General features: G+C 35.4%; 23 protein-coding genes. 13 read left to right on the forward strand and 10 right to left on the reverse strand.

All coding sequences use genetic code 11. From position 1 onward, the window contains the following. The gene (locus E7413_00610) at window positions 1-1,224 is read left to right on the forward strand and encodes a hypothetical protein (GenBank protein MBE7018369.1); all 1,224 of its coding nucleotides are present in this window, start codon (window positions 1-3) and stop codon (window positions 1,222-1,224) included. Between the two features lie 331 nt (window positions 1,225-1,555). Beyond that, on the forward strand, window positions 1,556-1,951 hold the full coding sequence (locus tag E7413_00615) for a hypothetical protein (GenBank protein MBE7018370.1): 396 nt from the start codon (window positions 1,556-1,558) through the stop codon (window positions 1,949-1,951). A 448-nt stretch (window positions 1,952-2,399) separates the two neighbouring features. On the opposite strand, the gene E7413_00620 is transcribed toward E7413_00615, so the two are convergent. From E7413_00620 to E7413_00645, 6 genes are all read right to left on the reverse strand, one after another. Beyond that, a complete protein-coding gene (locus E7413_00620) occupies window positions 2,400-2,888 on the reverse strand; it encodes a hypothetical protein (GenBank protein MBE7018371.1) in 489 nt (162 codons plus the stop codon). Between the two features lie 6 nt (window positions 2,889-2,894). After that, entirely contained in the window at window positions 2,895-3,506 is a 612-nt protein-coding gene (locus E7413_00625; protein MBE7018372.1) for a hypothetical protein, read from the reverse strand. A 37-nt stretch (window positions 3,507-3,543) separates the two neighbouring features. After that, window positions 3,544-7,131: a sce7726 family protein gene (locus tag E7413_00630; protein ID MBE7018373.1), complete on the reverse strand. Its 3,588-nt coding sequence runs from the start codon at window positions 7,129-7,131 to the stop codon at window positions 3,544-3,546. A gap of 191 nt (window positions 7,132-7,322) precedes the next feature. Then, a complete protein-coding gene (locus E7413_00635) occupies window positions 7,323-7,595 on the reverse strand; it encodes a hypothetical protein (GenBank protein MBE7018374.1) in 273 nt (90 codons plus the stop codon). A gap of 47 nt (window positions 7,596-7,642) precedes the next feature. Further along, window positions 7,643-8,434, reverse strand: a complete 792-nt coding sequence (locus E7413_00640; GenBank protein ID MBE7018375.1) for a hypothetical protein — start codon at window positions 8,432-8,434, stop codon at window positions 7,643-7,645. Window positions 8,435-8,478: 44 nt separating this feature from the next. Beyond that, window positions 8,479-10,458 (reverse strand): AAA family ATPase, encoded by a 1,980-nt coding sequence (locus E7413_00645; protein ID MBE7018376.1) that lies wholly within the window; start codon window positions 10,456-10,458, stop codon window positions 8,479-8,481. A 307-nt stretch (window positions 10,459-10,765) separates the two neighbouring features. On the opposite strand from E7413_00645, the gene E7413_00650 reads away from it, so the two are divergent. After that, a complete protein-coding gene (locus tag E7413_00650; protein ID MBE7018377.1) occupies window positions 10,766-10,975 on the forward strand; it encodes a DUF4368 domain-containing protein in 210 nt (69 codons plus the stop codon). Window positions 10,976-11,092: 117 nt separating this feature from the next. On the opposite strand, the gene E7413_00655 is transcribed toward E7413_00650, so the two are convergent. The 4 genes from E7413_00655 to E7413_00670 are packed head-to-tail and all read right to left on the reverse strand — an operon-like array spanning window position 11,093 to window position 13,831. Next, on the reverse strand, window positions 11,093-12,136 hold the full coding sequence (locus tag E7413_00655; GenBank protein MBE7018378.1) for a galactose mutarotase: 1,044 nt from the start codon (window positions 12,134-12,136) through the stop codon (window positions 11,093-11,095). 14 nt (window positions 12,137-12,150) lie between these two features. Continuing rightward, complete coding sequence (locus E7413_00660) at window positions 12,151-12,993, reverse strand: DUF624 domain-containing protein (protein ID MBE7018379.1); 843 nt, start codon at window positions 12,991-12,993, stop codon at window positions 12,151-12,153. Between the two features lie 32 nt (window positions 12,994-13,025). Further along, on the reverse strand, window positions 13,026-13,409 hold the full coding sequence (locus E7413_00665) for a DUF4430 domain-containing protein (GenBank protein ID MBE7018380.1): 384 nt from the start codon (window positions 13,407-13,409) through the stop codon (window positions 13,026-13,028). After that, window positions 13,406-13,831 (reverse strand): acyl-CoA thioesterase, encoded by a 426-nt coding sequence (locus tag E7413_00670; GenBank protein MBE7018381.1) that lies wholly within the window; start codon window positions 13,829-13,831, stop codon window positions 13,406-13,408. Before E7413_00670 ends, E7413_00665 begins: the two co-directional genes overlap by 4 nt. Window positions 13,832-14,094: 263 nt before the next feature. On the opposite strand from E7413_00670, the gene E7413_00675 reads away from it, so the two are divergent. Genes E7413_00675 through pgeF form a run of 10 tightly spaced genes read left to right on the forward strand, consistent with a single transcriptional unit; the run spans window position 14,095 to window position 22,398 of the window. Next, window positions 14,095-14,577: a ribosome maturation factor RimP gene (locus tag E7413_00675; GenBank protein MBE7018382.1), complete on the forward strand. Its 483-nt coding sequence runs from the start codon at window positions 14,095-14,097 to the stop codon at window positions 14,575-14,577. Window positions 14,578-14,624: 47 nt separating this feature from the next. Then, window positions 14,625-15,647 carry a transcription termination/antitermination protein NusA gene (nusA, locus tag E7413_00680; GenBank protein ID MBE7018383.1) on the forward strand — a complete coding sequence of 341 codons (1,023 nt, stop codon included), beginning with the start codon at window positions 14,625-14,627 and terminating at the stop codon, window positions 15,645-15,647. A 12-nt stretch (window positions 15,648-15,659) separates the two neighbouring features. Further along, window positions 15,660-15,923: a YlxR family protein gene (locus tag E7413_00685; GenBank protein ID MBE7018384.1), complete on the forward strand. Its 264-nt coding sequence runs from the start codon at window positions 15,660-15,662 to the stop codon at window positions 15,921-15,923. After that, the gene (locus tag E7413_00690; GenBank protein MBE7018385.1) at window positions 15,923-16,240 is read left to right on the forward strand and encodes a 50S ribosomal protein L7ae; all 318 of its coding nucleotides are present in this window, start codon (window positions 15,923-15,925) and stop codon (window positions 16,238-16,240) included. Before E7413_00685 ends, E7413_00690 begins: the two co-directional genes overlap by 1 nt. Continuing rightward, the gene (gene infB, locus E7413_00695; protein ID MBE7018386.1) at window positions 16,218-18,488 is read left to right on the forward strand and encodes a translation initiation factor IF-2; all 2,271 of its coding nucleotides are present in this window, start codon (window positions 16,218-16,220) and stop codon (window positions 18,486-18,488) included. The genes E7413_00690 and infB overlap by 23 nt, the downstream gene beginning before the upstream one ends. 15 nt (window positions 18,489-18,503) lie before the next feature. Then, window positions 18,504-18,854: a 30S ribosome-binding factor RbfA gene (rbfA, locus tag E7413_00700; protein ID MBE7018387.1), complete on the forward strand. Its 351-nt coding sequence runs from the start codon at window positions 18,504-18,506 to the stop codon at window positions 18,852-18,854. Next, window positions 18,844-19,791: a bifunctional oligoribonuclease/PAP phosphatase NrnA gene (locus tag E7413_00705; GenBank protein MBE7018388.1), complete on the forward strand. Its 948-nt coding sequence runs from the start codon at window positions 18,844-18,846 to the stop codon at window positions 19,789-19,791. The genes rbfA and E7413_00705 overlap by 11 nt, the downstream gene beginning before the upstream one ends. Next, the gene (truB, locus tag E7413_00710) at window positions 19,766-20,671 is read left to right on the forward strand and encodes a tRNA pseudouridine(55) synthase TruB (protein ID MBE7018389.1); all 906 of its coding nucleotides are present in this window, start codon (window positions 19,766-19,768) and stop codon (window positions 20,669-20,671) included. Before E7413_00705 ends, truB begins: the two co-directional genes overlap by 26 nt. Beyond that, window positions 20,671-21,570: a bifunctional riboflavin kinase/FAD synthetase gene (locus tag E7413_00715; GenBank protein MBE7018390.1), complete on the forward strand. Its 900-nt coding sequence runs from the start codon at window positions 20,671-20,673 to the stop codon at window positions 21,568-21,570. The genes truB and E7413_00715 overlap by 1 nt, the downstream gene beginning before the upstream one ends. 3 nt (window positions 21,571-21,573) lie before the next feature. Next, window positions 21,574-22,398, forward strand: coding sequence for a peptidoglycan editing factor PgeF (gene pgeF, locus E7413_00720; protein ID MBE7018391.1), 825 nt, complete (start codon window positions 21,574-21,576; stop codon window positions 22,396-22,398). The last annotated feature ends 3 nt before the right edge of the window (window positions 22,399-22,401 follow it).

The raw sequence follows: 22,401 nt of genomic DNA on the forward strand, positions 1-22,401 counted from the left end.
GTGAAAGAAATGGATACAAACGAAATCAAAAGAATAACAACTACATTAGGTAATGATTCAGAAAAAGATCGATTCTATGTTTATATGTTATGTGACGAAAGAATACCGTTCTATATAGGCAAAGGCCAAGGTGATAGAGTATGGCAACATGAATATGGTGAGGAAGAAAAACAGTCCGAAATCAATTATCATATTAATGAAATTAACAATGCAATAAATAGAGAGATTAGTAAAGCAAAGGGCGACACTGATGTTTTACTTTCTTTAGAGGAAAAAAGGAAACATATGATAACTCAAATTACGAGCGATATCAGTGCCAAATATTCTAAGATAAAATCGTTGAAAGAAAAAAATATAAAGATAAACAAAGTAATAGTAAAATGGGGATTAACCGAAGAAGAAGCTTTTATGGTTGAATCTGCATTGATGAATATGTACTATTACATTAATAACACAAATATAAACATTGAAAACGCAAAAAGTATACACGACGAAAAAATTCTAACAAATATTGTAAATGGTCATATGAGCAAGAAAGAAAAGCATAACATTGCACATGAAACCAGGGCAAGAAGCATCGATGAATTTTTGAAAGAATGCGCTATCGAAGATATTCTAATTACAGATATTAATAATTCACACATCATGTTGGTAAATATAAGCAAAACTTATCCTGACTGTAAAGATTTAAATCCTGATGAACAAGAATTAGCAATTTATGACTGTTCACGTGCCGCATGGAAAATAAGTAAAGACAGAGTTGACAAAATAGAATATGTGTTTGCATTATACAATTCTCAAGTTGTTGGAATTTACCGAGTTGATGAAAATTCTTGGTGTCAACGAAAAAACCTTCCGGAAGGATATGATTTCCCTAAATATCCACTAGCCATCAGAGAACGAGAATGGAAATATACGCAAGCTCTTAAATCAATTAAGTCACTGGAAGAAGCAGAAATTTTCTGCAATAGTACAGACGGATTTAATGTAGAGGATATGTATAGTGTAATTGGAAATAATTTTGATGATTGGAAAAGCAGATATTGTTTTATGATATCATCTAACTCAATACCTAAAAAAATTGCTGATTTCAAAAATAAACTTTTATATTTTCCAACGTCAAATGGCGGGAAGCGAAAAATCGGTCAAAACGACAGATATAATTTTAAAATCAAAAGTATTAACGGAGAAGAAAAAATTGAAATCAAAGAAGTATATGGTTAATAGTACAAAAAAATGTACTCCCCCTATGCTAGAATAATCTCAGGAGGTGAGGCAAATGAACACATATGAAATGAAATGGAAGCCGACAGGAATTTCTTGGAACTACGGCTTAAAAACTGATATCATCAAGGCTAATTATTTGGAAGAAGCAAAAAAGATGATTGAAGCGCAGGCAAAAATGCTTGGTGCAACTGGCGTTGAATGGTATGGACAAAGACAAATAGGTTAACACAATGCTATGCATTTGCGTTGCAGGGAGGGCAGAAAATATCTTTTCTTCCTGCAGGATGTGTTAGGCTTTTAAGCTAAATTGAAAGAATGAGGATATAAAATGAATAACGAATTAAAAAACTTTGAAGGAGAACAGGTTCTTGTTTCTTATTGGTCGCCTGAATTTATTGAATTTTTCTTTGGTTCGTCATCCATTCGATTAAATAACGATACATGCATATGGAGACTTAAAACCAATAATAAAGTCATCGCAACATCTAATGACCTCATGTTCAGTTGTGAAGAGGCAGTATCATCAGTGCTACTTGAAGAAGATGCTTTAATTACAGATGACTTCTTTGATGATGTTTTAAAAAAATGCAATTCAGCTACAGAAAACACTGTCATTAAAAGCATAGAAGGAATGAACGAAGACTATACCATAGTTTTTTCGAATGGTACATCTTTAGAAATCCTTTCATCGCAAAATGGAGAAGCGACTTTATTTGTAAAATAGAATATTTCTTAATTTTCAAGACCGTCTGCAGTTAACCTATTTTCTTGATTGGAGAATTTGATATGATAAAAAAAATAGAATTGCTTCTTTCAAATACTGATTGTATGGAGCTTACAACCGACAATATATCCTTCTGAAAATATGTTTCAAACTCGACTATAAGAATATGGCATACCACAAAAAGCTCGGTTGGCCACAGGAAGATTATAGATATTTATATGAATCCAAAAGATACAACCTCGCTCGCGTTTACATACATTATTCCGATGGTTCAACTATGGATTTTGCAAACTTTCCTTGGGAAGACGAGGATAGAATCGGCATTTCCAATGCTCTCGAAACACTAACAAGGCTTCCTGGCGGGCAAATACTCATTGAAATTCACAAAGCATAAAAAGCAAGCGGCTATGGTTTTAATGGACCATAGCCGCCTGTTTTTTGTAATATTTTAGTTTTGTTTTATCAAGCCAAGTAGCTTTTCAGAATCCTCCGGCGAAACAATAATCGAAATCGATTGTCCGGTTTTATCAAATACCGTTACATTACAAAAATTCATAACAGTTGAATGTTCAACTCTTTCTACCGCCGTATGCTCTGTAACAGTAACATCATCAATACCACCAACAGAAATAATCTCCACTATATTTTCTTTTCCAACCAGCCAACACTTTGCAGGCAGATAAAGGTCTGTAAAGCGATATTCTGTATCATATTTTTCAGCATATGTAAGCCAACCGTCTTCTTTGTTGTTATCTGTTGTCGTTTTTCGGTCACTTTCCTTAACCGGCTCAACATCTTCTACTGTTTGAACCTCTGTTGCAACCACCGTTTCTTGCGTCGCTGACTTTTCTTCGATATGTGATTCAGGTTTTTCTCCTGTACACCCTCCCAATAATAAAACAAGAACAATAATACTGCTGCAAATAAATATTTTCAAACCATTTCACTCCTTTTCTGTTTTTTCAACAATTGTCCCAATCTCTCCACCGCGATTTTTCACGATAATAATTTCTTGTTTGCTTTCTTTCGCCCAATCATAATAATGGTCATTATACAAAAACATGATACAATCAACATCTTGCAACAGAGTTCTGTAACTTGTATAGCGAAAATCATCTAATCTCGGTCTTTTGTCAATTCTTTTCTCACATTCTCGCCCAATTTGAGACACAATAATGATCGGAATACCTAACTTTTTTGAAAGTTTCTTCAGTTGAATGCTCGCTACGGCATATATTTCGTCAAAGTTATTTCCTTCGCAATTCAAAAGCTGAAAACAATCTATCGCTGCAATCTCCGGCTTTGATTCCCACAGAACTTTTTCTATATCCTCTATTGTTCTTATAGTATCATATACAGTAATATTTTTATGATTTTCAAGTCCTGCCATAAATTTTTCTCTCTTTGTCTCTAAAGAAAATACCGTAATTTTTTTGTCTTTTTCATCCTTGATAATTTCTTTTAAAAACATTGTTTTTCTCATTCCCGGTCGTCCGGCAATACAATAGATATACCCTTTTTTAAATTCTCCAATAAAATGTTTAAGTTTTTTCATTGTTTTCCTCCTTTAATCCTGCAAATTTAAGACTATATTATTCTACCAAATTTCTTATTTTTGCTGTTTCCATTAATTCCTCATACTCTTCCTTACATTTTTTTAATTTATCATAATGCTCATTTGGGAGAGACAATGATTTTTTTGCCTCGTCACATTCATTCTGTATTTTCTCAATACGTTCCTGTTCTGCTCTGACAGTTGAACCAAACCTTTTTAAGAAATTGACAATTCTCTTTATATTCCCTTGGGCAGATGAACCCATCTCAACCGAATATTCCACACCACCTCGTTTTAATGATATGAATAATTTATCATTTCTCATCTCTTTGGCAACCACATCAAATCCCAAAAATGACATCAGTACCTTGCCCGAAGGTGCAGCGTTTATAAGTTCTTGCTTTAATATGTCCTTTGATGCCTTCATTTCTCTTAAATACATATTATTTGTTATACTGCTTAAATACGTTTCATTTTTTAATGTCATAGCCTTTCTTTCTTTTAACACAGGGATTTCTTGTTCCAGCTCTGATATTCTTTCAGCTAGTTTTCTTCTGTTTTCAGCGTCTTTATTACACAGAATCTGTAGTGTTTTAATTTCATTTTCTTTCTCTGCAATCTGCTTCATAATAGGATTACCAAGAGCAAGAGCTTTTACTTCAGCATAACTCAAAACGTTATTGTCGAGGTCCTCAATACTCCTCTGATATGAACTTCCGCTTAAAAACTGTGATATAAATTTTTGTTTTGTTTCAAGAATCTGCCAGGAATATGAGTCAAAACTTCCTTCTGTTATATACCTGAATATAAAAATCTCTTCGTTTTCATTGCCTCGTCTTAATATTCTTCCCTCCCTTTGAGTCATATCTGCAGGACGCCACGGAACATCAAGATGGTGTATGGCTTTTAGCTTTGTCTGTACATTTGTGCCGATTCCAAGCTTGGAAGTTGAGCCAATCAGCACTCTGATTTTTCCGGCATTGACATCATGGAATAATTTCAGCTTTGTGCTTTCCGTTTTATAATTGTGAATAAATGCAATTTCATTTTTATCTATACCTTTTTCACACAATAATTCTTTGATTTTAGAATAAACATTAAATTCACTTGCCTTTGGTACTGAAAAATCACAAAATACAAGTTGAGTACAACCGGGATATGCACGGTATGTATTTAAAACCTGATTACAACACTTCACAAGCTTTGAATATTGGTCATAAGGCTGAGCTTTGTGAACTAATGTTAAATCCAGTGCCGCCTTGCGTCCGTCTGTGCTTACCTTAAGCATATTATCTTCCTTGGGGTGAACCTTACGATTTCGTATTTTCTCAGCTCGTTTGCAGATTTTTTTCATATATTTGTCAAGTTCATTGCATTTTTTTACCTGTATATCCGTGTATGCGGTGTGCAAAGGTATATTATCCGCTAAATCCATAGAATAAAATGTTGCTGCAGAGGAAAACATTTTGGATAGCTCCGGCAGATTGAAAAATTTTGCAAATCTGCATACAAAACGATAATTTGAAGCTGTAACATCAACCTCGCAGACCAACTCAGTCTGCGAAAAAGTTTTTACCCAGTTATCAAATTTTTCAAGATTGCAGGCACACAATGCATTATATTGCAAATACATCTGCATAGTATATACATCGGAAATAGAATTGCAAAGAGGCGTTCCCGTTGCCAAAACAGCGCCGCGACCGTTATTTAATTTCTGAACACAGCGGACCTTTTGTAACATAGCGTGACAATGTGCGGAACCTAAAGTATTTATACCTCGCAGATTTTTTAGTTTGGTGCGAATTGGTATATTTTTAAAATTGTGCGCTTCATCAAGAAAAATTGTATTTATATCTAATGTATCAAATGTAACACACGAGTTTTTTGATATTACTTTTTTTAATAAAGATGCTGTTAGTTTTTTGATATACTCTATTTCACGCTGTATGGCACTTCTTTCCCATCGATTTACATATATAGAATAATTTTTTGCACTCACATTAATTTCATCGATTTTTTCCTGCAGATTACTTGAAAGATATTCCGATGACAACGGTATCTGTTCAAAACAGCTATACGCAATAATAATACCGTCATAATCCCCGTTTTTCATTTGCATCATAACTTTCTCGCGCATTGCAGGTTTAAACGTTCCCGGTTCAACGGTTAAAATTCTCGCTTTCGGATAAAGAAGTGTAAAAATCTTTTCCCATTGTCCTGTAATGTTATTTGGCACAACAAATAAATTTTTTCGTGATATTCCCATTTGACGCATTTTCATAGCAGCAGCAATCATAATATATGTTTTTCCTGCACCAACATCAAATGCAAGAAGCGTGTTTGGAGAGGATATAATTCTTTGAATTGCATCTTTCTGATAATCAAACAATTCAACCTCCGGGTTCATTTCCGGAAATGAAAGTTTACTGCCGTCAAAATTGTCAGTTGTATATCCGGTAAATATTTTATTATAGTTTTCTTCGATTTCCCATATCCTATCTTCATCCTCCCACACCCATCTTTTGAATTCAGCATTTATAAGCTTTTGCTTTTCTAAAACCGCAATAGTTTCTATTTCATTTAAGGTGCCGTTATTGTTATAGAGTTTTATTTCCCTGAGATTCAAAATTGATTCAATTATATATAACGCATTTCGACAATTCGTTCCATATTTTGTATCAACATTTGAATTCCTGAAGTGATTTTTATTATCTATATGCCATGCGCCTGTAACAGGCTCATATTTGACAAGGTTATAATATTCTCCGTTATTGTTGCCATTTATAATATAATTCACAAAATCATTGACTATCTCTTTGCTTATCCATGGCACACCTAAAGAAGCCTCTATATCTTTGTATGTGATGTCGTGGGGAGTTCTGTTTACATCTTGTTTTGCATAAATTATTTCTTTTTCTTTTTGAATATCCTTAGCAATCTGATAAAGTTCAATCCATTTTTCGAAAGTCAATTGGTCAAAATTTTGTTCAGAAAGTGAGTCAATAATCTCAATAGATGGGATTTCCTGCTTATTATATATCGTGTAGTCCTTTGCATCATACACAGAATAATCACGTTTCATGAGTTCGTTGGCTATTTGTTTACCAAGAAGTCCCAATTCTACCTTTTTATAAATTTCATCCATTATATATCCTTTATCTTTTTGTGCATACAACGGAAGACAATTCTTTATAAGCAGGTTTTTCAATTCTATTTTCCATAAAATTGTAAGCTGATTTCTTCTGGACACCTTATTATTTACAGAAGCTTTTTTCACAATTCTTATATCATTGTTGTCGACATATATAATGCCCCAGTGTTCAGGTGCTTTAGCTTCGATACTTGCAATATGCTTTTTGCTGACTACAATATAGTTTTTATCAAAAAACTTATCATAGAACGCTATCTGTCTTTCTAATCTCTGATAATTATCACTATCACTTTTGATTTCAAAACCAATCAATTTATCCGTAACCGCCATAACATCACAAATAGCAGATCCGATATTTTTTTCCTGATAAATTCTGACTTCTTGATTATTTGCTTTTAAATAAGCAATTAAAATATTACGTATTTCTTTATCTTTCATAACTAAAACCCCTGTTTTATGAAGTTCTTCCCACATGCGTTTTTCTGTAATCTCTGTTTTATCTTATCTATTGTACAGTTTAAACAAAATATATTTATAATCGCTATACTGTATATTTGAACAATAAACATTGTTCAAACAATCAAATTTACTTTTTTGCTACTACTCTGATCATACCTGTTTGGGACAAAGAAAATAAAATCTCATTTAACAAATGAATATCTAGCCTACCGCAAGTAGCAGCAACCATAATATGAAGTTCCATATGTAAGTTTTTCGATAGTTTGTTTTATTTCAAAATCCTGCAAATCACTATTGTCATTATAAAAACTTGTTTTCACAACCCTGTCAGCGATATTAACCTCTTGATAGTCAAAATCTTCATCATCTCTGAAATTCAAAGTTGCTTCGTACACTTCCTCGTCCTGCGATTTTTCAAATATAGTCTGATAAATGTTATATATGCCACTCACTTCTTTTCGATATTCATCTAATTTCATAGGGCCACCATGCCAACACATATATTACACACTCCTTTTTTCGTTTTTTACCATTCTTCAATTGATATAACATCATCCGCTTTTATATCAGCAATGTTAAATGTCTCTCCCCGTGGTTTGTCACTGCCTTGATATGTGACCTTCAGTTCAACTTTGATTTCGTTCCAACGTGGCTTGATTATTTTTTTGTTTTTCTCATCAATAGTTCCGATTTTGCCATTTTCACAGCAAATGTTGACCACATTGACTCCGTTTACAATAATTGGTTTTTGCAGAGAAGGCAAGCTCTTGTGTCTTATATATCCATCAGATGTTTTTGTTATGTACTCTGCGTGGGTAATGTCATAAAATATTGGATTTTCATTTACCTTGCCGCAGAATACAAAGCAAGGCTTATCAATAAAGTGTTTATTACTTTTATCCTCTTGCCATATAATACTTCCATCGCTATAATCTATAATCAGATATGTTTTTTCATCTTCAGCATATAAAAATTTCCCGTCCGAAGATGCATCTATAAGCTTTATCCACATCTTTGATGCTTCGGCATAATATACGAGTTCATCTAGTTTGGAAAACAAAAGATTATGCCAATATTCGTCAAGTGTTATGTATTCACAGGGCAATGACCAAACTTCATTTAGCTCTTCATCATATTGCACCACCCCAAATTTCCCACCGGATACTAAAACAAATAGATTATCGCCGTAAGAAAAGATATTTTCATATCCTTCTTTTAAGGTTTTACCATTTAATCTAAGGCTATATAAATTTTCCTTTTTTTCGATTTCAAATCTACCTGATCTGTTGTTGCTGTAAAATTCACTTATTTTAAACATTTCTCTACCTCCTAAATATTTTTTAATTATTCTTTCCGTTCATATTAAAGAAAACCAATTCTTTTTTCTTCCTTTACCTGTTTTTTATCGGCTTCAAAATCTTCCGAAATGAAGGTTTCCAACATATCCTTTGTAACCTCATCAAAGTCAAGTTTTGCAAGTCGAGTAGCTCTGTTTAGCTCTGCTTTTTCAATTATGTTTCTTGCATATCTGCCGTTGCCAAAATCGCTTATCTTTACTGCATCGTTATAAATTCCCCGAATTTTCTCAAGGGCCGATTCATCAATTATATCATTCTTGTTCTTTGCCATAAGCGTTGTTATTTCAACAAGTTCTTCAGGGGAATAATCGTCAAACGGAACATGAAAAGCAATTCTAGATTTAAGTCCCGGATTGCGACTTAAAAAAGCTTCCATCTCAGTTGGATATCCGGCAAAGATGACAATCGTCTCATTTCGTCTATTCTCCATTTCCTGAACGATGGTGTTGATGGCTTCGTCCCCATACATACCACCTTTATCATCAAGAAGCGAATATGCCTCGTCAATAAACAGTACACCACCTGCCGCTTTTTCAAAAGCTTGTCTTACAAGTGGAGCAGTATGTCCTACGTATTTACCTATTAAATCTGCTCTGCTTACCTCCACAAATCTTCCATTGGTTATAACATCATTGTCCTTTAAAATCTGCGCAAACAGTCTGGCAACTGTGGTTTTGGCAGTCCCGGGATTACCTGTAAATACCATATGCATGGAAGGTGATTCTGTTCTTTTTCCGAGCTGTTTATACATTTTTTGCACCTTATAATAATCAAGCGCATTATATACAATCTTTTTTGCATTTTTAAGACCAATCATTTCGTTTAATTCCTTTAATGCTTTTCCAAATCGATTGTCACTTTCATCATTTATTTTCTTCTTAATCTCGGTGTATTGCGGATACATTTCAGTTCTTATGTGATGAGAATACCAACTCGCAAAATGTTCAGATAATTCTTGTCTACTTAATGCTTTTTCATCATCTATCCCTCTGTAAAGTGAATCTGTAACAGTTACCTCAGCCTTTCGCGCCATATAATTCAAATATTCTCTAGCTCTTTCACCACATGCATTTCCAGGTACAATTTCAACAAATACAGACTCTGTATTTTTATATATGGCTTCCGTTTCCTTTTCACACACCTGTGGCAGTATAAATACCGTCAGAACATCTTGATTAAATTTATTGATTACTCTTGCTATTCTTTCTATATGGTCACAAAGTCTATCGATTTCATATGTGCTTTCAATACCTCGATTTGGCACCACCTTCAGAACTACTGTTCCACCTCGTTGCATGGAATACAGCTTGATTAAATCGTGCCTGCCGCTATCCATACGGTCGTAAACTTCGATTTCGCTGTATCGTTTAGAAAATATTCTGTTGTTTTCATATAAAGCCGATAGCAGACATTCTATGATTTCGTGATAATCATCCTCATTATTAGAACGGATAATATAGTGAACAGGATGATGCAACTTTTCTGATTTGTTTTTCACTTGATATATTCTGTCAATTTCTGATTTCATGGATTTGTCATATAAAAGTTCCTGAGCCAGCTCTTCCATCTGGTTTTTAGTAATATCTTTTGCAACAATCTCTTTATATCTGCAGTCACATTCAAGTTTCAAATCTGATATAATTTTGTTCTCGTTTTCTATGTACTCTTCATATTCTGACCTGCGCAAGGAACGCTTAAACTGACTGAGTGAAGTTTCTACATAATTTTTTATGATTAGATTTCCTTCAGTAACCTTATTAAATTCTTCGACAAGTGATGCAGCAGTGTACGTATGTGTCATTTCCGGTTTTATTGCCGTGATTAATGTACAGGTAAATTCGGATATATCAGTAACTGCAATATATGCATTTTCTTCTAAATTCTGATATAGTGTTTCTGTAGCTTCCCTATACTTTTGTTTTTCAATATTTTGTTCAGTATTCTCGTTTCTCGTTTTTCGTGTTATTATCTTATAAAAAATCATAGCGAATTACCTCTCTTTATTAATATTATATCTCTGCTTGTGTGCATTTTTTTGTACAGTAATAAAACAAAATACCCATCATCTGCGATTAGTATATCGCAAATGATGGGTGAATTTTTTCACATATTAAATTTTATTTCTCTAATCCAGCAACATAATCTTCAAAAGACTTTATGAGGATAACTTAAGTGGCAAGATTACAGATGAACGATTTGAAAAACTATCAAAGGATTACGAGGAAAAACAAAAATTCTTAAAAGCTGAAACAGAAACACTTGAAACAGAACTTATATAAAGCGAAGAAACCATAAACAATGTTGAGTATTTCTTAAAAATTGTTCGTCAGTACACAGATATTCAGGAGCTTAATGCAAGAGTGGTAAATGATTTAATTGACAAAATCAAAATCCATGCTCCCATAAAAGAAAATGGCCAGCGTATTCAACAGATTGACATTTATTACACTGCAGTTGGAGTAATCGACATACCACAGCACTTTCAAGAATTTGCTATCTAAAATATTTTTAATCAAAAGTAATACGGCGATACAATAGCCGTAAAAACTATATTGTATCGCCGCATCTTAATACTTCCTTATGAGCGAGCCGCTAAAGCGCTCTTTTTTAATTTTTATTTACTTTAATGCAAAACGGTAAGAAGTTTTAGAATAAAATGTTTCGTCTTTTTTCAGCAAACAAGATGGAAAATTTTCTTGATTGGGGGTATCCGGAGAATACTGAGTTTCTAAACAGAAGCCGGTTCGACGGGTAATAGGTTTTCCATCTTTACCATTGAAAGAGCCATCCAGGAAATTACCGATATAAAGCTGAACAGCAGGCATATCAGTAGAAACCGTCATCACAATACCGCTCTTTTCATCATAAATCTCACAAGCATTTTCTTTATAGGTTTTGGGTTCTCCTAAAATCAAGTTGTGGTCATATCCACCACCGTTTTTCAGATCAGCATCTTCTGCTTCCACATCTTTACCAATCGCTTTTGCAGTTCTGAAATCAAAGGGAGTGTTTTCCACAGAACGAACTTCACCGGTAGGAATTAAATCTGCTCCAGTGGGAGTATAAAAATCTGCATTGATTTTCATAAGATGATCGGTAATAGGACCACCTTGATAGCCGGATAAATTAAAGTACGCGTGATTGGTAGGATTGAAATATGTATCTTTATCAGTGGTTGCTCGATATTCAATATCAAAAGAATTATCGTCAGTTAAAGTATAGGTAACCGCTAGACGGATCGTTCCGGGATAATTTTCAGTTCCGTCTTCATCTACCAAAGACAAAGTAATGCTGTTTTCGCTAACAGAAATAATATCCCAAACTCTTCTGGAATATCCGATATTACCGCCGTGCAAATGATTGATACCGTTATCATTTAATGCCAATTGATAATCTACTCCGTTGACATTGATTTTACCTTTCCCAATACGATTACCATAACGACCGATTAATGCACCATGGCTTGCACCATCTGTACGATATTCTTCCACAGTATTATGGCCTAAAATCACATCCAGAAAATTACCGTTTTTATCCGGTACTTTCAAAGAATGAATGACACCTCCAAAATTGATAATTTCTGCGGTACATCCATTTTTGTTTTGTAATTGTGTTGCAATAATGTCAACACCGTCATAGACGTCAAAAACTCTCTGATTCATAATTATGTTCTCCTTTATATTTCACTATTTTCTTTGGTTTCTTCCAGTTTTTGTGCAGGAATCAGCATATGTTTTTCAATGGTTGGATAAATTGAAAAGACTACTAAAAATCCACATAACGCATACACGATCACAGCCGATAACACAACACCAACTATAATTTTCATAAATGCAAATGCGCCATAAGAGATTGTCGCCACCAAAATCAAGACAAAAATATTAAGTGGTAATTTTGCTAAAGCGAAAATAAAAGCGTTCTTAATTAAATCTGAAAATTTCAGTTCAAACGTCACCATCATCGTATAAACATAATATGCCATAAAAATCAGCAGAATATTTAAAACCAATAATATTCCTTGCATCGATCCAAGGGTAAGATGTCCGCCAAATAAAAGAATCGGTGACTGTGCACCCAGAATTGTATAGGCATAAGACAATACGAATACACCATTGATGATTGACATCAGGGTAGCTTGTTTAAAATTCTTTTTAAACTGTTCAAAAAACTCAGCATATAAAAATGCCGGTGTTTCCGTGGCATAACATTTTAAAACATGTGTCATACCCGCTGTTGCCGGTCCGATTGTCCAGGAAAACAGAATAAAGAATAAACCAATTCGGCTAAGAAGCTCTCCCACCAGTTGCAAAGAAAATTCAAATTTCAAAGCATCACTTAAAAGAAACATCCAAAGCACTAACCAAACAGGGATAGTAAGCAACACATATAAAAGATTCAACTGACACATTTGCCAAAACTTTCTACCGAAAAGCTGAAAAAAATACAAAGGGCGAATCGGACGTAATTCGTTCTTTTCAACCCCCTTTCCTTCCTTCATATAAGAATGAAACAAACCCATTTTAAAAATCCTTTCTGCGCGTTTTTAAAAAATCACTCTGCAAAAAATACTTCGTCATAATTCACATAAGAAAAAACCACCTTGAAATCATTTTCCAATTTCATTTCATAGGCACCTTTATCAGCAATTTCATCATTTACATATAAAATCCAGCCGTCTGTTTCTGTGGAGGCATATCCGCCAAATCCATTAAACATATGGTCATTTAGTTGATAAGGGGTTTTGTTTTTTTGGCAAACTTCCAACAACACATCTTCTGCATTATCACAATGGGTGGTGACCACTTCCGAAACAATTTTCTGCTCATTGTATATTACCTCGACAAGACCTGTAATTTCAGGGGTATCAACTTTTTTCTGACAACCTGACAACAAGCACAAAACAAAAATCAAACTAATTGCTAAAATCTTTTTCATTTCTCTTCTCCCTTTTCTATCGTTTGTTCCAACATATCATATACCACGGGGAAATTTTTTTTAAGATTCAGCGGTTTAAATCCACCGGCATCCACCCAAACATGAATGGTTTCCCCATAATGGATCAATTGATTCTCTTTATAAATTTCATAGTAAAATTCAATTCGATAAGGTGTAAGTCGTTTTACTTTGGTTTGAACAGTGAGCACATCGTCATACCGTGCCGGACTTTTGTAATGAGAATGCACCTCATAAATAGGTGTCATAATCCCTATTTGTTCCATTTGTAAATAAGAAAATCCCATTTCTTTGCAAAAATCTGTTCTGGCAACCTCGTACCACACAGGATACACAGAATGATGCACAATTCCCATCTGATCTGTTTCCTGATAACGAACAGTGATTTTAGAGGATGTAACCACAGCAATCACCTCGCAACAAATATTTCAATTTATTATAACATTTTTTTCATCATTTGTCTAGCTTTCCGACAAATTTTTATAAAATTTTCTTTCGTTTGAAACAAAAGAGAAAAAAATAAAAAAATTTCAAAAAAAGACTTGATTTTTCATATATATAATGTTATAATACTCATAGTAAAGTAATATTCGTAGTAGAAGAGTGGGTTTCCCACTCTTTTGTTTTTAAATTCTACGATTTAAAACACCAATAAAAGGAGTATGTTATGGCAAAGAATATTCTCTCAACAGTTATTGAAACGGTAACGCCACTCTGCGAAGAAAACGGCTGTTTCCTCTATGATGCAGAATTCCAAAAAGAAGGAAAAAATCAAGTTCTGCGTATTTTTATCGACAAGGATGGCGGTATCAATATTGACGAATGCGAAACCGTGTCCCGTTTGATTTCAAAAAAACTGGATGAAGAAGACTTTATTGCCTCAGCATACCAGCTGGAAGTTTCTTCTCCCGGTGCTGAAAGAAAGCTGACCAAAGACTGGCATTATGAAAAAGTGCTGGGAAAACAAATTGAAATTTCTCTTTATGCACCATTGGATGGCAAAAAAACTTTGACAGGGATTTTAGAATCGTTCACTGCAGGTGAAGTCACTCTTTCAGAAAACGGAAGTTCCATTTCCCTTTCCAAAGATAAAATTGCATCCGCAAAATTATATTTTGATATCAACGAAGTGTTGAAATCAAAATCCTAAACCGTATTAAAATTTAACTGATATACTTGGAGGTACAAAACAAAATTATGAACAAGGAATTTTTATTGGCTCTCGATCTTTTAGAAAAAGAAAAAGGTATCGAGAAAGAAATCTTAATTGAAGCCATGGAAAATGCACTGGTTACCGCATACAAAAAGGATTATAATCCGATTGCGGAAGTAATTGCAACCGTATCACGCGAAACCGGTGATGCAGCAGTTTACTTAAGAAAAACCGTTGTGGAAGAAGTAACCGATCCCGAATTGGAAATCAATTTTAAAGCAGCGAAGAAAATTTCCAAGGCAGTTGCAATCGGAGACGAAGTAAACGTAAATGTTACTCCCAAAACCTTCGGAAGAATTGCTGCGCAGAATGCAAAAGGTATTGTTGTGCAGAAAATCAGAGAAGTGGAACGTGGCATGATGGTTTCCGAATTCACTGAAAAAACCGGCAGCTTAGTGACCGGTACCGTGGAAAGAATCGAAAAAGGAAATGTTATGGTTTCCATCGGCAGAACCGAGGCTGTGCTGGCTCCTCAGGAACAGATTCCCGGAGAAAGTTATAAACACGGCGATAAAATTAAAATTTATGTTGTGCAAGTAAAAATTATCGGCAAAGCCCCTCAAATTATCATTTCCCGTTCTCACCCCATGTTGGTAAGATGTTTATTCGAGCAGGAAGTTCCTGAAATCGCTGACGGCGTGGTTCAGATTAAATCCATTGCCAGAGAAGCAGGTGCAAGAACTAAAATTGCAGTTTATTCCAACGATGAAAATGTTGATTGTATTGGTTCTTGTATCGGCCCCAAAGGAATGCGTGTGGAAAATATTTTAGCAGAATTAAAAGGGGAAAAGATTGATATCGTAAAATACGATGAAGATCCTGAAGTTTTTGTGAAAGAAGCACTCTCCCCTGCTGAAATCGTAAGTTGCACCGTAAACCAGGAAGAAAGAATCTGCAACGTTACCGTAGTAAAAGACCAGCTTTCATTAGCCATCGGAAAAGAAGGTCAAAATGCAAGATTAGCTGCAAAACTGACCGGCTACAAAGTAGATATCAAAGCAATCTAAGGAGTTTTCAAAATGAAATACATTCCCAAACGAAAATGTATTGCCTGCAGAAAGATTCAACCAAAGAATGATATGATAAGAATCACGCGCTTACCGGATGGCAATTATCAGTTGGACCCAACAAATTCATTCGACGGACGCGGAGCATATCTATGTAATCACCCGGATTGTATCAAACGTGCCATTCAAAAAAAATCGTTACATCAGTCTTTTAAGACCAAAGTTCCCGAAGATTGCTACCATGCTCTTCAAATGTTTATGGAGGAACTCTCATAATGGAACAAAAAATATTACGTTTTCTGGGTCTTGCAAGACGTGCGGGTGCATTGACATACGGGCAAACCGCCGTTGGGAATGAAATAAAAAAATCTCGCAGTAAGCTCATTATATTTGCTTCGGATTTCCAGGAAAAATCCAAGCGTAATTTGATGGAGTCCATCAAAAACATTAAGGTGTTGACTATCCCCTGTTCTATGGAGGAAATCGGCTATGCTATCGGTACCAAACCAACAGGCGTGCTGTCAGTCAACGATGAAAATTTTAAAAAAGGAATTTTAGAGGTGAGTTCATTTGAAGAAAAAGAAAATATCTGAATTGGCAAAAGAATTTAATTTGCCAAATAAACAAGTCATGGAAATGATCAAAAATCTCGGCATTGAAGGAAAAAACAGCGCCAGCAGCTCTTTAGATGAAAAAGAATTGGATCAGGTTTTAGATGCGATTATGTTTTCTCATCAGGTAGAAGATTTTTCTATGTATGCAATTGAGAAAAAAGCAGAAGCTAAATCCAAGAAAGACGAAAAAAGCATCGAAGAAGAACAGAAAAACGAACAGGAAATTATCGAAGTGATTGAAAAACCCATCGAGAAAAAAGTTCGTCATATCGATACCCGTCAGAATACCATTGATGAATCTCGTTTAGACGATACCAAAATTGAACAGATCATGCAAGGTACCGATATTTATGCTACCGGAAGCACTTCCAAGCAGAAAATTAAGAAAAATGGTAAAAACCAAAGATTTGAAAGACACAACAACAAGTTCAACAAAAATAATCAGGAAAAGAAACAGCCTGTTGTAATCAAACCTGAAATTTTAAAGGTGAAAATTCCTGATGAAATTTCTGTTGGTGAATTAGCAGAACGTCTGAAGAAAACCGGTACTGAAGTGATCAAAAAGCTGATGGGATTTGGCGTGATGGCTTCCCTTTCTCAGATTATTGATTATGATACTGCTTATTTGATTGCAGAAGAATTTGGAGCACAGGTTGAAAAAATCGTTACCGTAACTTTAGAGGAAGAATTATTCCACGAAGAAGAAGACCGTCCGGAAGATTTAAAACCCAGACCGCCTGTTGTGGTTGTTATGGGACACGTTGACCACGGTAAAACGTCCTTACTGGATACGATTCGTAACACCGATGTTACCGCAACCGAAGCCGGCGGTATTACCCAGCATATCGGTGCATATAAAGTAAAAATCGGTGACAACGATTTAACTTTCTTAGATACTCCAGGTCACGAAGCGTTCACCGCAATGCGTGCCAGAGGTGCCAAAGCTACTGATATTGCAATTTTAGTTGTTGCAGCCGATGATGGCATTATGCCTCAGACCGTGGAAGCAATCAACCACGCAAAGGCTGCAGATATTTCTATTGTGGTTGCAATTAACAAAATGGATAAAGAAACTGCAAATCCAGACAAAATCCGTCAGGAATTAACCGAGTACGGTTTAGTTCCCGAAGAATGGGGCGGCGACACCATTTGTGTACCTGTTTCTGCAAAAACCAAAATGAATATTGATAAACTTTTGGAAACCGTTTTATTAATTGCTGAATTGAAAGAATTAAAAGCAAATCCCGATAAAGCAGCAAGCGGTATTGTAATTGAAGCAAAACTGGATAAAGGCAGAGGCCCCGTAGCTACTGTATTGGTTCAGAATGGTACCTTACATGCAGGCGACATTGTTGTGGCAGGTACCAGTGTTGGTAAAGTCAGAGCAATGACTGACTATCAGGGCAAAGCAATCCGCGTAGCAGGTCCTTCTGTTCCTGTTGAAATTCTCGGTTTAAATGAAGCACCCACCGCAGGTGACGTATTTAAAGTAGTTAATGATGAGAAAAAAGCAAGACAGTTAGTTGAAGAAAGAAAATTCAATGAAAAAGAAGCAATCTTTAATGCAAGAAAAACCATTACTTTAGATAACTTGTTCTCTCAGATTGCTGAAGGTGAAATTAAAGATCTGAATCTGATTGTAAAAGCGGATGTTCAGGGTTCTGTAGAAGCAGTTACCGCTTCTTTGGAAAAACTGTCTAATGAAGAAGTAAGAGTAAAAGTAATTCACGGCGGTGTTGGTACCGTTACGGAATCTGATATTCTGTTGGCATCTGCATCCAACGCTTTAATTATCGGCTTTAATGTTCGTCCTGATAATAAAACGATGGAATCTGCAAAAACCAATGATGTAGATATTCGTTTATACCGTGTTATTTATCAGGCAATTGAAGAAGTAGAAGCAGCTATGAAAGGTATGCTTGCCCCCAAATTCAGAGAAAATATTTTAGGTCACGCAGAAATCCGTAACACCTTTAAAGTTAGTGGCGTTGGTACCATTGCAGGATGTTATGTATTAGACGGTAAAATTGTCAGAAATTCTGAAGTTCGTATTGTTCGTGACGGTGTAGTTATTTACGAAGGCGCATTAAACTCTTTAAAACGTTTTAAAGACGATGCCAAAGAAGTTGCCAGCGGTTATGAATGTGGTATGGGCTTTGACAGATACAACGACTTAAAAGAAGGCGACGTGATCGAATGCTTCGTGATGGAAGAAATTAAGCAGTAATTTCGGAGGTGTATCATGGCAGGTCATAGAGAACAACGTGTGAACGAAGAAGTGAAACGGGAACTCACTGCAGTTCTGCGTCAATTAAAAGATCCCAGAATCAGCGGTATGGTAAGCGTTTTAAAAACCAATGTCACCAAAGATTTAAAATTCTGTAAAGTTTACATCAGCGTATTTGGAGATGAATCTTCCAAAAAAGATGTATTAAAAGGATTAAACAGCGCCAAAGGCTTTATTAGAAAAGAAATTGCCGCTGCTCTTTCCTTACGGGTAACTCCTGAATTCATCTTTGAAATTGACAATTCTTTAGAAGAAGGTAACAGAATTTTAAAAATGATGGAAAGTTTGGAATATCATGAAGAATAATATTGCTTTATTAAAGAATGCTATTGAAAACAGCAATCGAATTATGATTTTAACCCACTCGTCTCCGGACGGAGATGCATTAGGGTCGGTTGCCGCATTAAAACAAATCATTCATAAGATGGGAAAAAAGGCAGACTGCTTCTTAGAAGAAATCTGCCCTTCCCGCTTTCCACATCTGAAAGAATACTTCACAATAAAAGAATCTACCGATGAACTTTATGATTTAATCATTTTAGCAGACTGTGCCGACAGAAGCCGTACAGGAGTTTCTTATCCGACTCCCAAAAAACTCTGTTTTGTGGACCATCATATTTCCAATCCTCTGGATGGAGATATCAATATTGTAGTTCCTCAGGCTGCAGCTACAGCAGAAATTATGTATGATTTAATGAAAGCATGGAATATCTCTTGTGATGAATATATTGCAGCTGCAATCTATACGGGAATTTTAACTGACACCGGCGGATTTTTATTTCAGAATACCACAAAAAAAACTCACCAGATTGCTGCAGATTTATTAGAATACAATTTTGACAAAACTGCAATCGCCAGAATTAGCTTTCAGGAAAAATCCTTGACATACAGCAAGCTGTATGCCCACTTATTTGAAACTTTATATCACAACAAAGAATATTGTGCCGTGATAGGTTTTACTGATTATGATACCTATTGTTCTCTTGGTGCAACCGTAGAAGATACAGAAGGTCTTTCCGCTGCGCTCAGAAACATTTCCGGCGTAGAATGCGCAGTACTCTTAACTGAGCGGGAAAAAGGTATGATCAAAGGAAGTGTCCGTTCCAATGACAAATACAACGCCAATGAACTGGCAGGAATATTTGGCGGAGGAGGACATATGAGGGCTGCAGGCTTTAAAACAAATCTTTCCTACGAACAAATTAAGGAACAAATACATGAATGGTTATCTACTCATCAATAAACCAAAGGGTCCCACATCCCACGATATCATTTATCGTGTAAGAAGAATTGCAAAAACCAAAAAAGTTGGTCACACAGGAACCCTGGATCCTATGGCTACCGGATTAATGGTTGTGTGCATCGGAAGTGCAACCAAGGCAGCAGATTATATTACAAACGGGAACAAAGCCTATCTCGCAACAATGAAATTAGGCTTTGTTTCTGATACATTAGACAGCACCGGTAACGTGACGCCACTTCCCAAACAAGATATTACAAAAGAGCAAATTCAAGAAACATTCGCTTCCTTTCTCGGAGAATACGAACAAACTCCTCCGATGTATTCTGCTAAAAAAATTGACGGAAAAAAATTGTATGAGCTCGCAAGAAAAGGCGAAACCATAGCAAGAAAAGCTGTTCGGGTTTCTATTTTAAAATTAGACATACAATCAATCGAAAATGACACCATTACTTTTTACGTAGAATGTTCTAAAGGTACTTATATCCGTTCTTTGATTGACGATATCGGCAAACAATTAAACTATGGCGCTATTATGACAGAATTAAAACGAGTAAAATCAGGACAATTTTCCTTAGAATCCTCTAAAGCATACACATTGGAAGAATTAGAAGAAATGGATGACATTTCTCCCCTACTCCATCCTGTTGACAGCGCATTTTTAGACTATCCAAAATATACCGCAACCCCTCATTTTGAACGACTCATTAAAAACGGCATTATGGTGGATTTGAAACGTCTAGGATTATCGCACGAAACCGAAGACAAAAAGCGTTTCCGGGTTTATGGTGAAGACGGCAATTTCTTTGCCATCATGGAAATTTTTGAAACTAAATTTTTAAAACTGAAAACCACATTTTTTTCCAATGGAGAACCCAATTAATGAAAACAATCAAGCAAACCACAAAAGAAACTGTGGTAACAATCGGCAATTTCGACGGTCTTCACAAGGGCCATTTAAAACTTATTGAAAAAACCAAAAAAATTGCCGAAAAACACAATTTAAAAAGTCTTGTTTGCAGTTTCAACTGTAACACCAAAGGTGCTCAGACTATTTTTTCAGGAACTCAACTGAAGGACTGCCTTTCCACTTTAAAAATTGATTATTTTGCCAATCTGGATTTTTCAGGCGAAATCAAACAATTAGGTTGCGATGACTTTGCAAAATTGTTTTTAAAGCAACGGTTTTATGCACGATATGTGGTGGTTGGTGAAAATTTTCGTTTTGGCAAAATGCAAAGTGGTGATGTAAATACATTAAAAGAACTGGGACATATTTATGGTTTTTCTGTTATCACTGTAACAATGAGCAAAGTAAACAATCATCCGCTCTCTTCCACTTTAATCAGAGAACAGTTAGCCATGGGAAAAATCGCCTTAGCAAACCGATGGATGTTCCAGCCTTTTTCGCTTACAGGAACAGTCAAAAAAGGTTATGCTGCAGGAACTTCCATCCTGAATGTACCCACAGCAAATTTATCAATGCCCAAAAACGGTGTTGCACTTCCCTTCGGAGTTTATATCACTACCACTGAAATTGACGGTGTCATATACCCATCTGTCACAAACATAGGATATGCTCCCACATTACCGAAGAAAAAACCTACGGCAGAAACTTTTATTTTAGGGTTTTCCAAAGACATTTACGGTAAACGAATGAAAATTTCTTTTTATCAATACATTAGAAAAGAACGCAAGTTCTCTTCTATGGATACTCTGAAGAAACAAATAGAAAAAGATGTTGCGAAATGCAAATCTTATTTCGATCAAAAAGGATTTTAAGATATGAAATTTTTAAAAGAAACCAAAAACAATATTGAATATTATACCGTGCCCGAATTAACGGATGCAGGTTTTCATAATATGTTCACCACAAAATTACACGGTCATAGTTTTCCAAAACGAACCGAAGGTGGTGAACTGAATTTCGGTACCAACTGTAATGATACCGAAGAAGCAATTTTAAAGAATTATACCGATGTTTTAAACCTCTGGAACCTTTCTCCCGATCAAGGAGTCAAATCTAAACAGACGCATAGTGATATTACATTAACCGTGGATAAAAGCTATGGTGGAGAAGGAATTTTAAGAGAACAACGCTACCCCGAAGCAGATGGGTTAATTACAAAAGAAAAAGACTTAGCCATTCTGATTTTTTTTGCAGATTGTGTCCCCATTTTAATCGGCGATAAAAAACAAAAAATTTGTGCTGCTATCCATTCCGGTTGGAAAGGCACTTACAAAAATATTGTGGGAAAAGCTGTAGAGCAACTTATAAACAATCACAATTCCAAGCCGGAAGATTTACTGTGTGCTATCGGTCCTTCCATTGGTCCTTGCCATTTCGAAGTTAGCCAAGACTTATATGAAGAAATGACATCTTTATACGGAGATGACACAGGTCTGATTACCGACAATAAATATTATTTAGATCTAAAGAAAACAGTAAAAAAACAATTAATTTCTCATAAAGTTTTAGAAGAAAATATTGCTGTGTCTACTCTTTGCACCGTTTGTGAAGAATCTTTATATTCCTTCCGTCGTGAAGGCGAAGCTTCCGGCCGTATGGCTGCTTTCATCGCTTTAAAAAATGACGGAAATGAAAACTAAAAA

The organism is Oscillospiraceae bacterium (genome assembly GCA_015068645.1).
GTDB lineage: Bacteria > Bacillota > Clostridia > UMGS1840 > UMGS1840 > SIG452.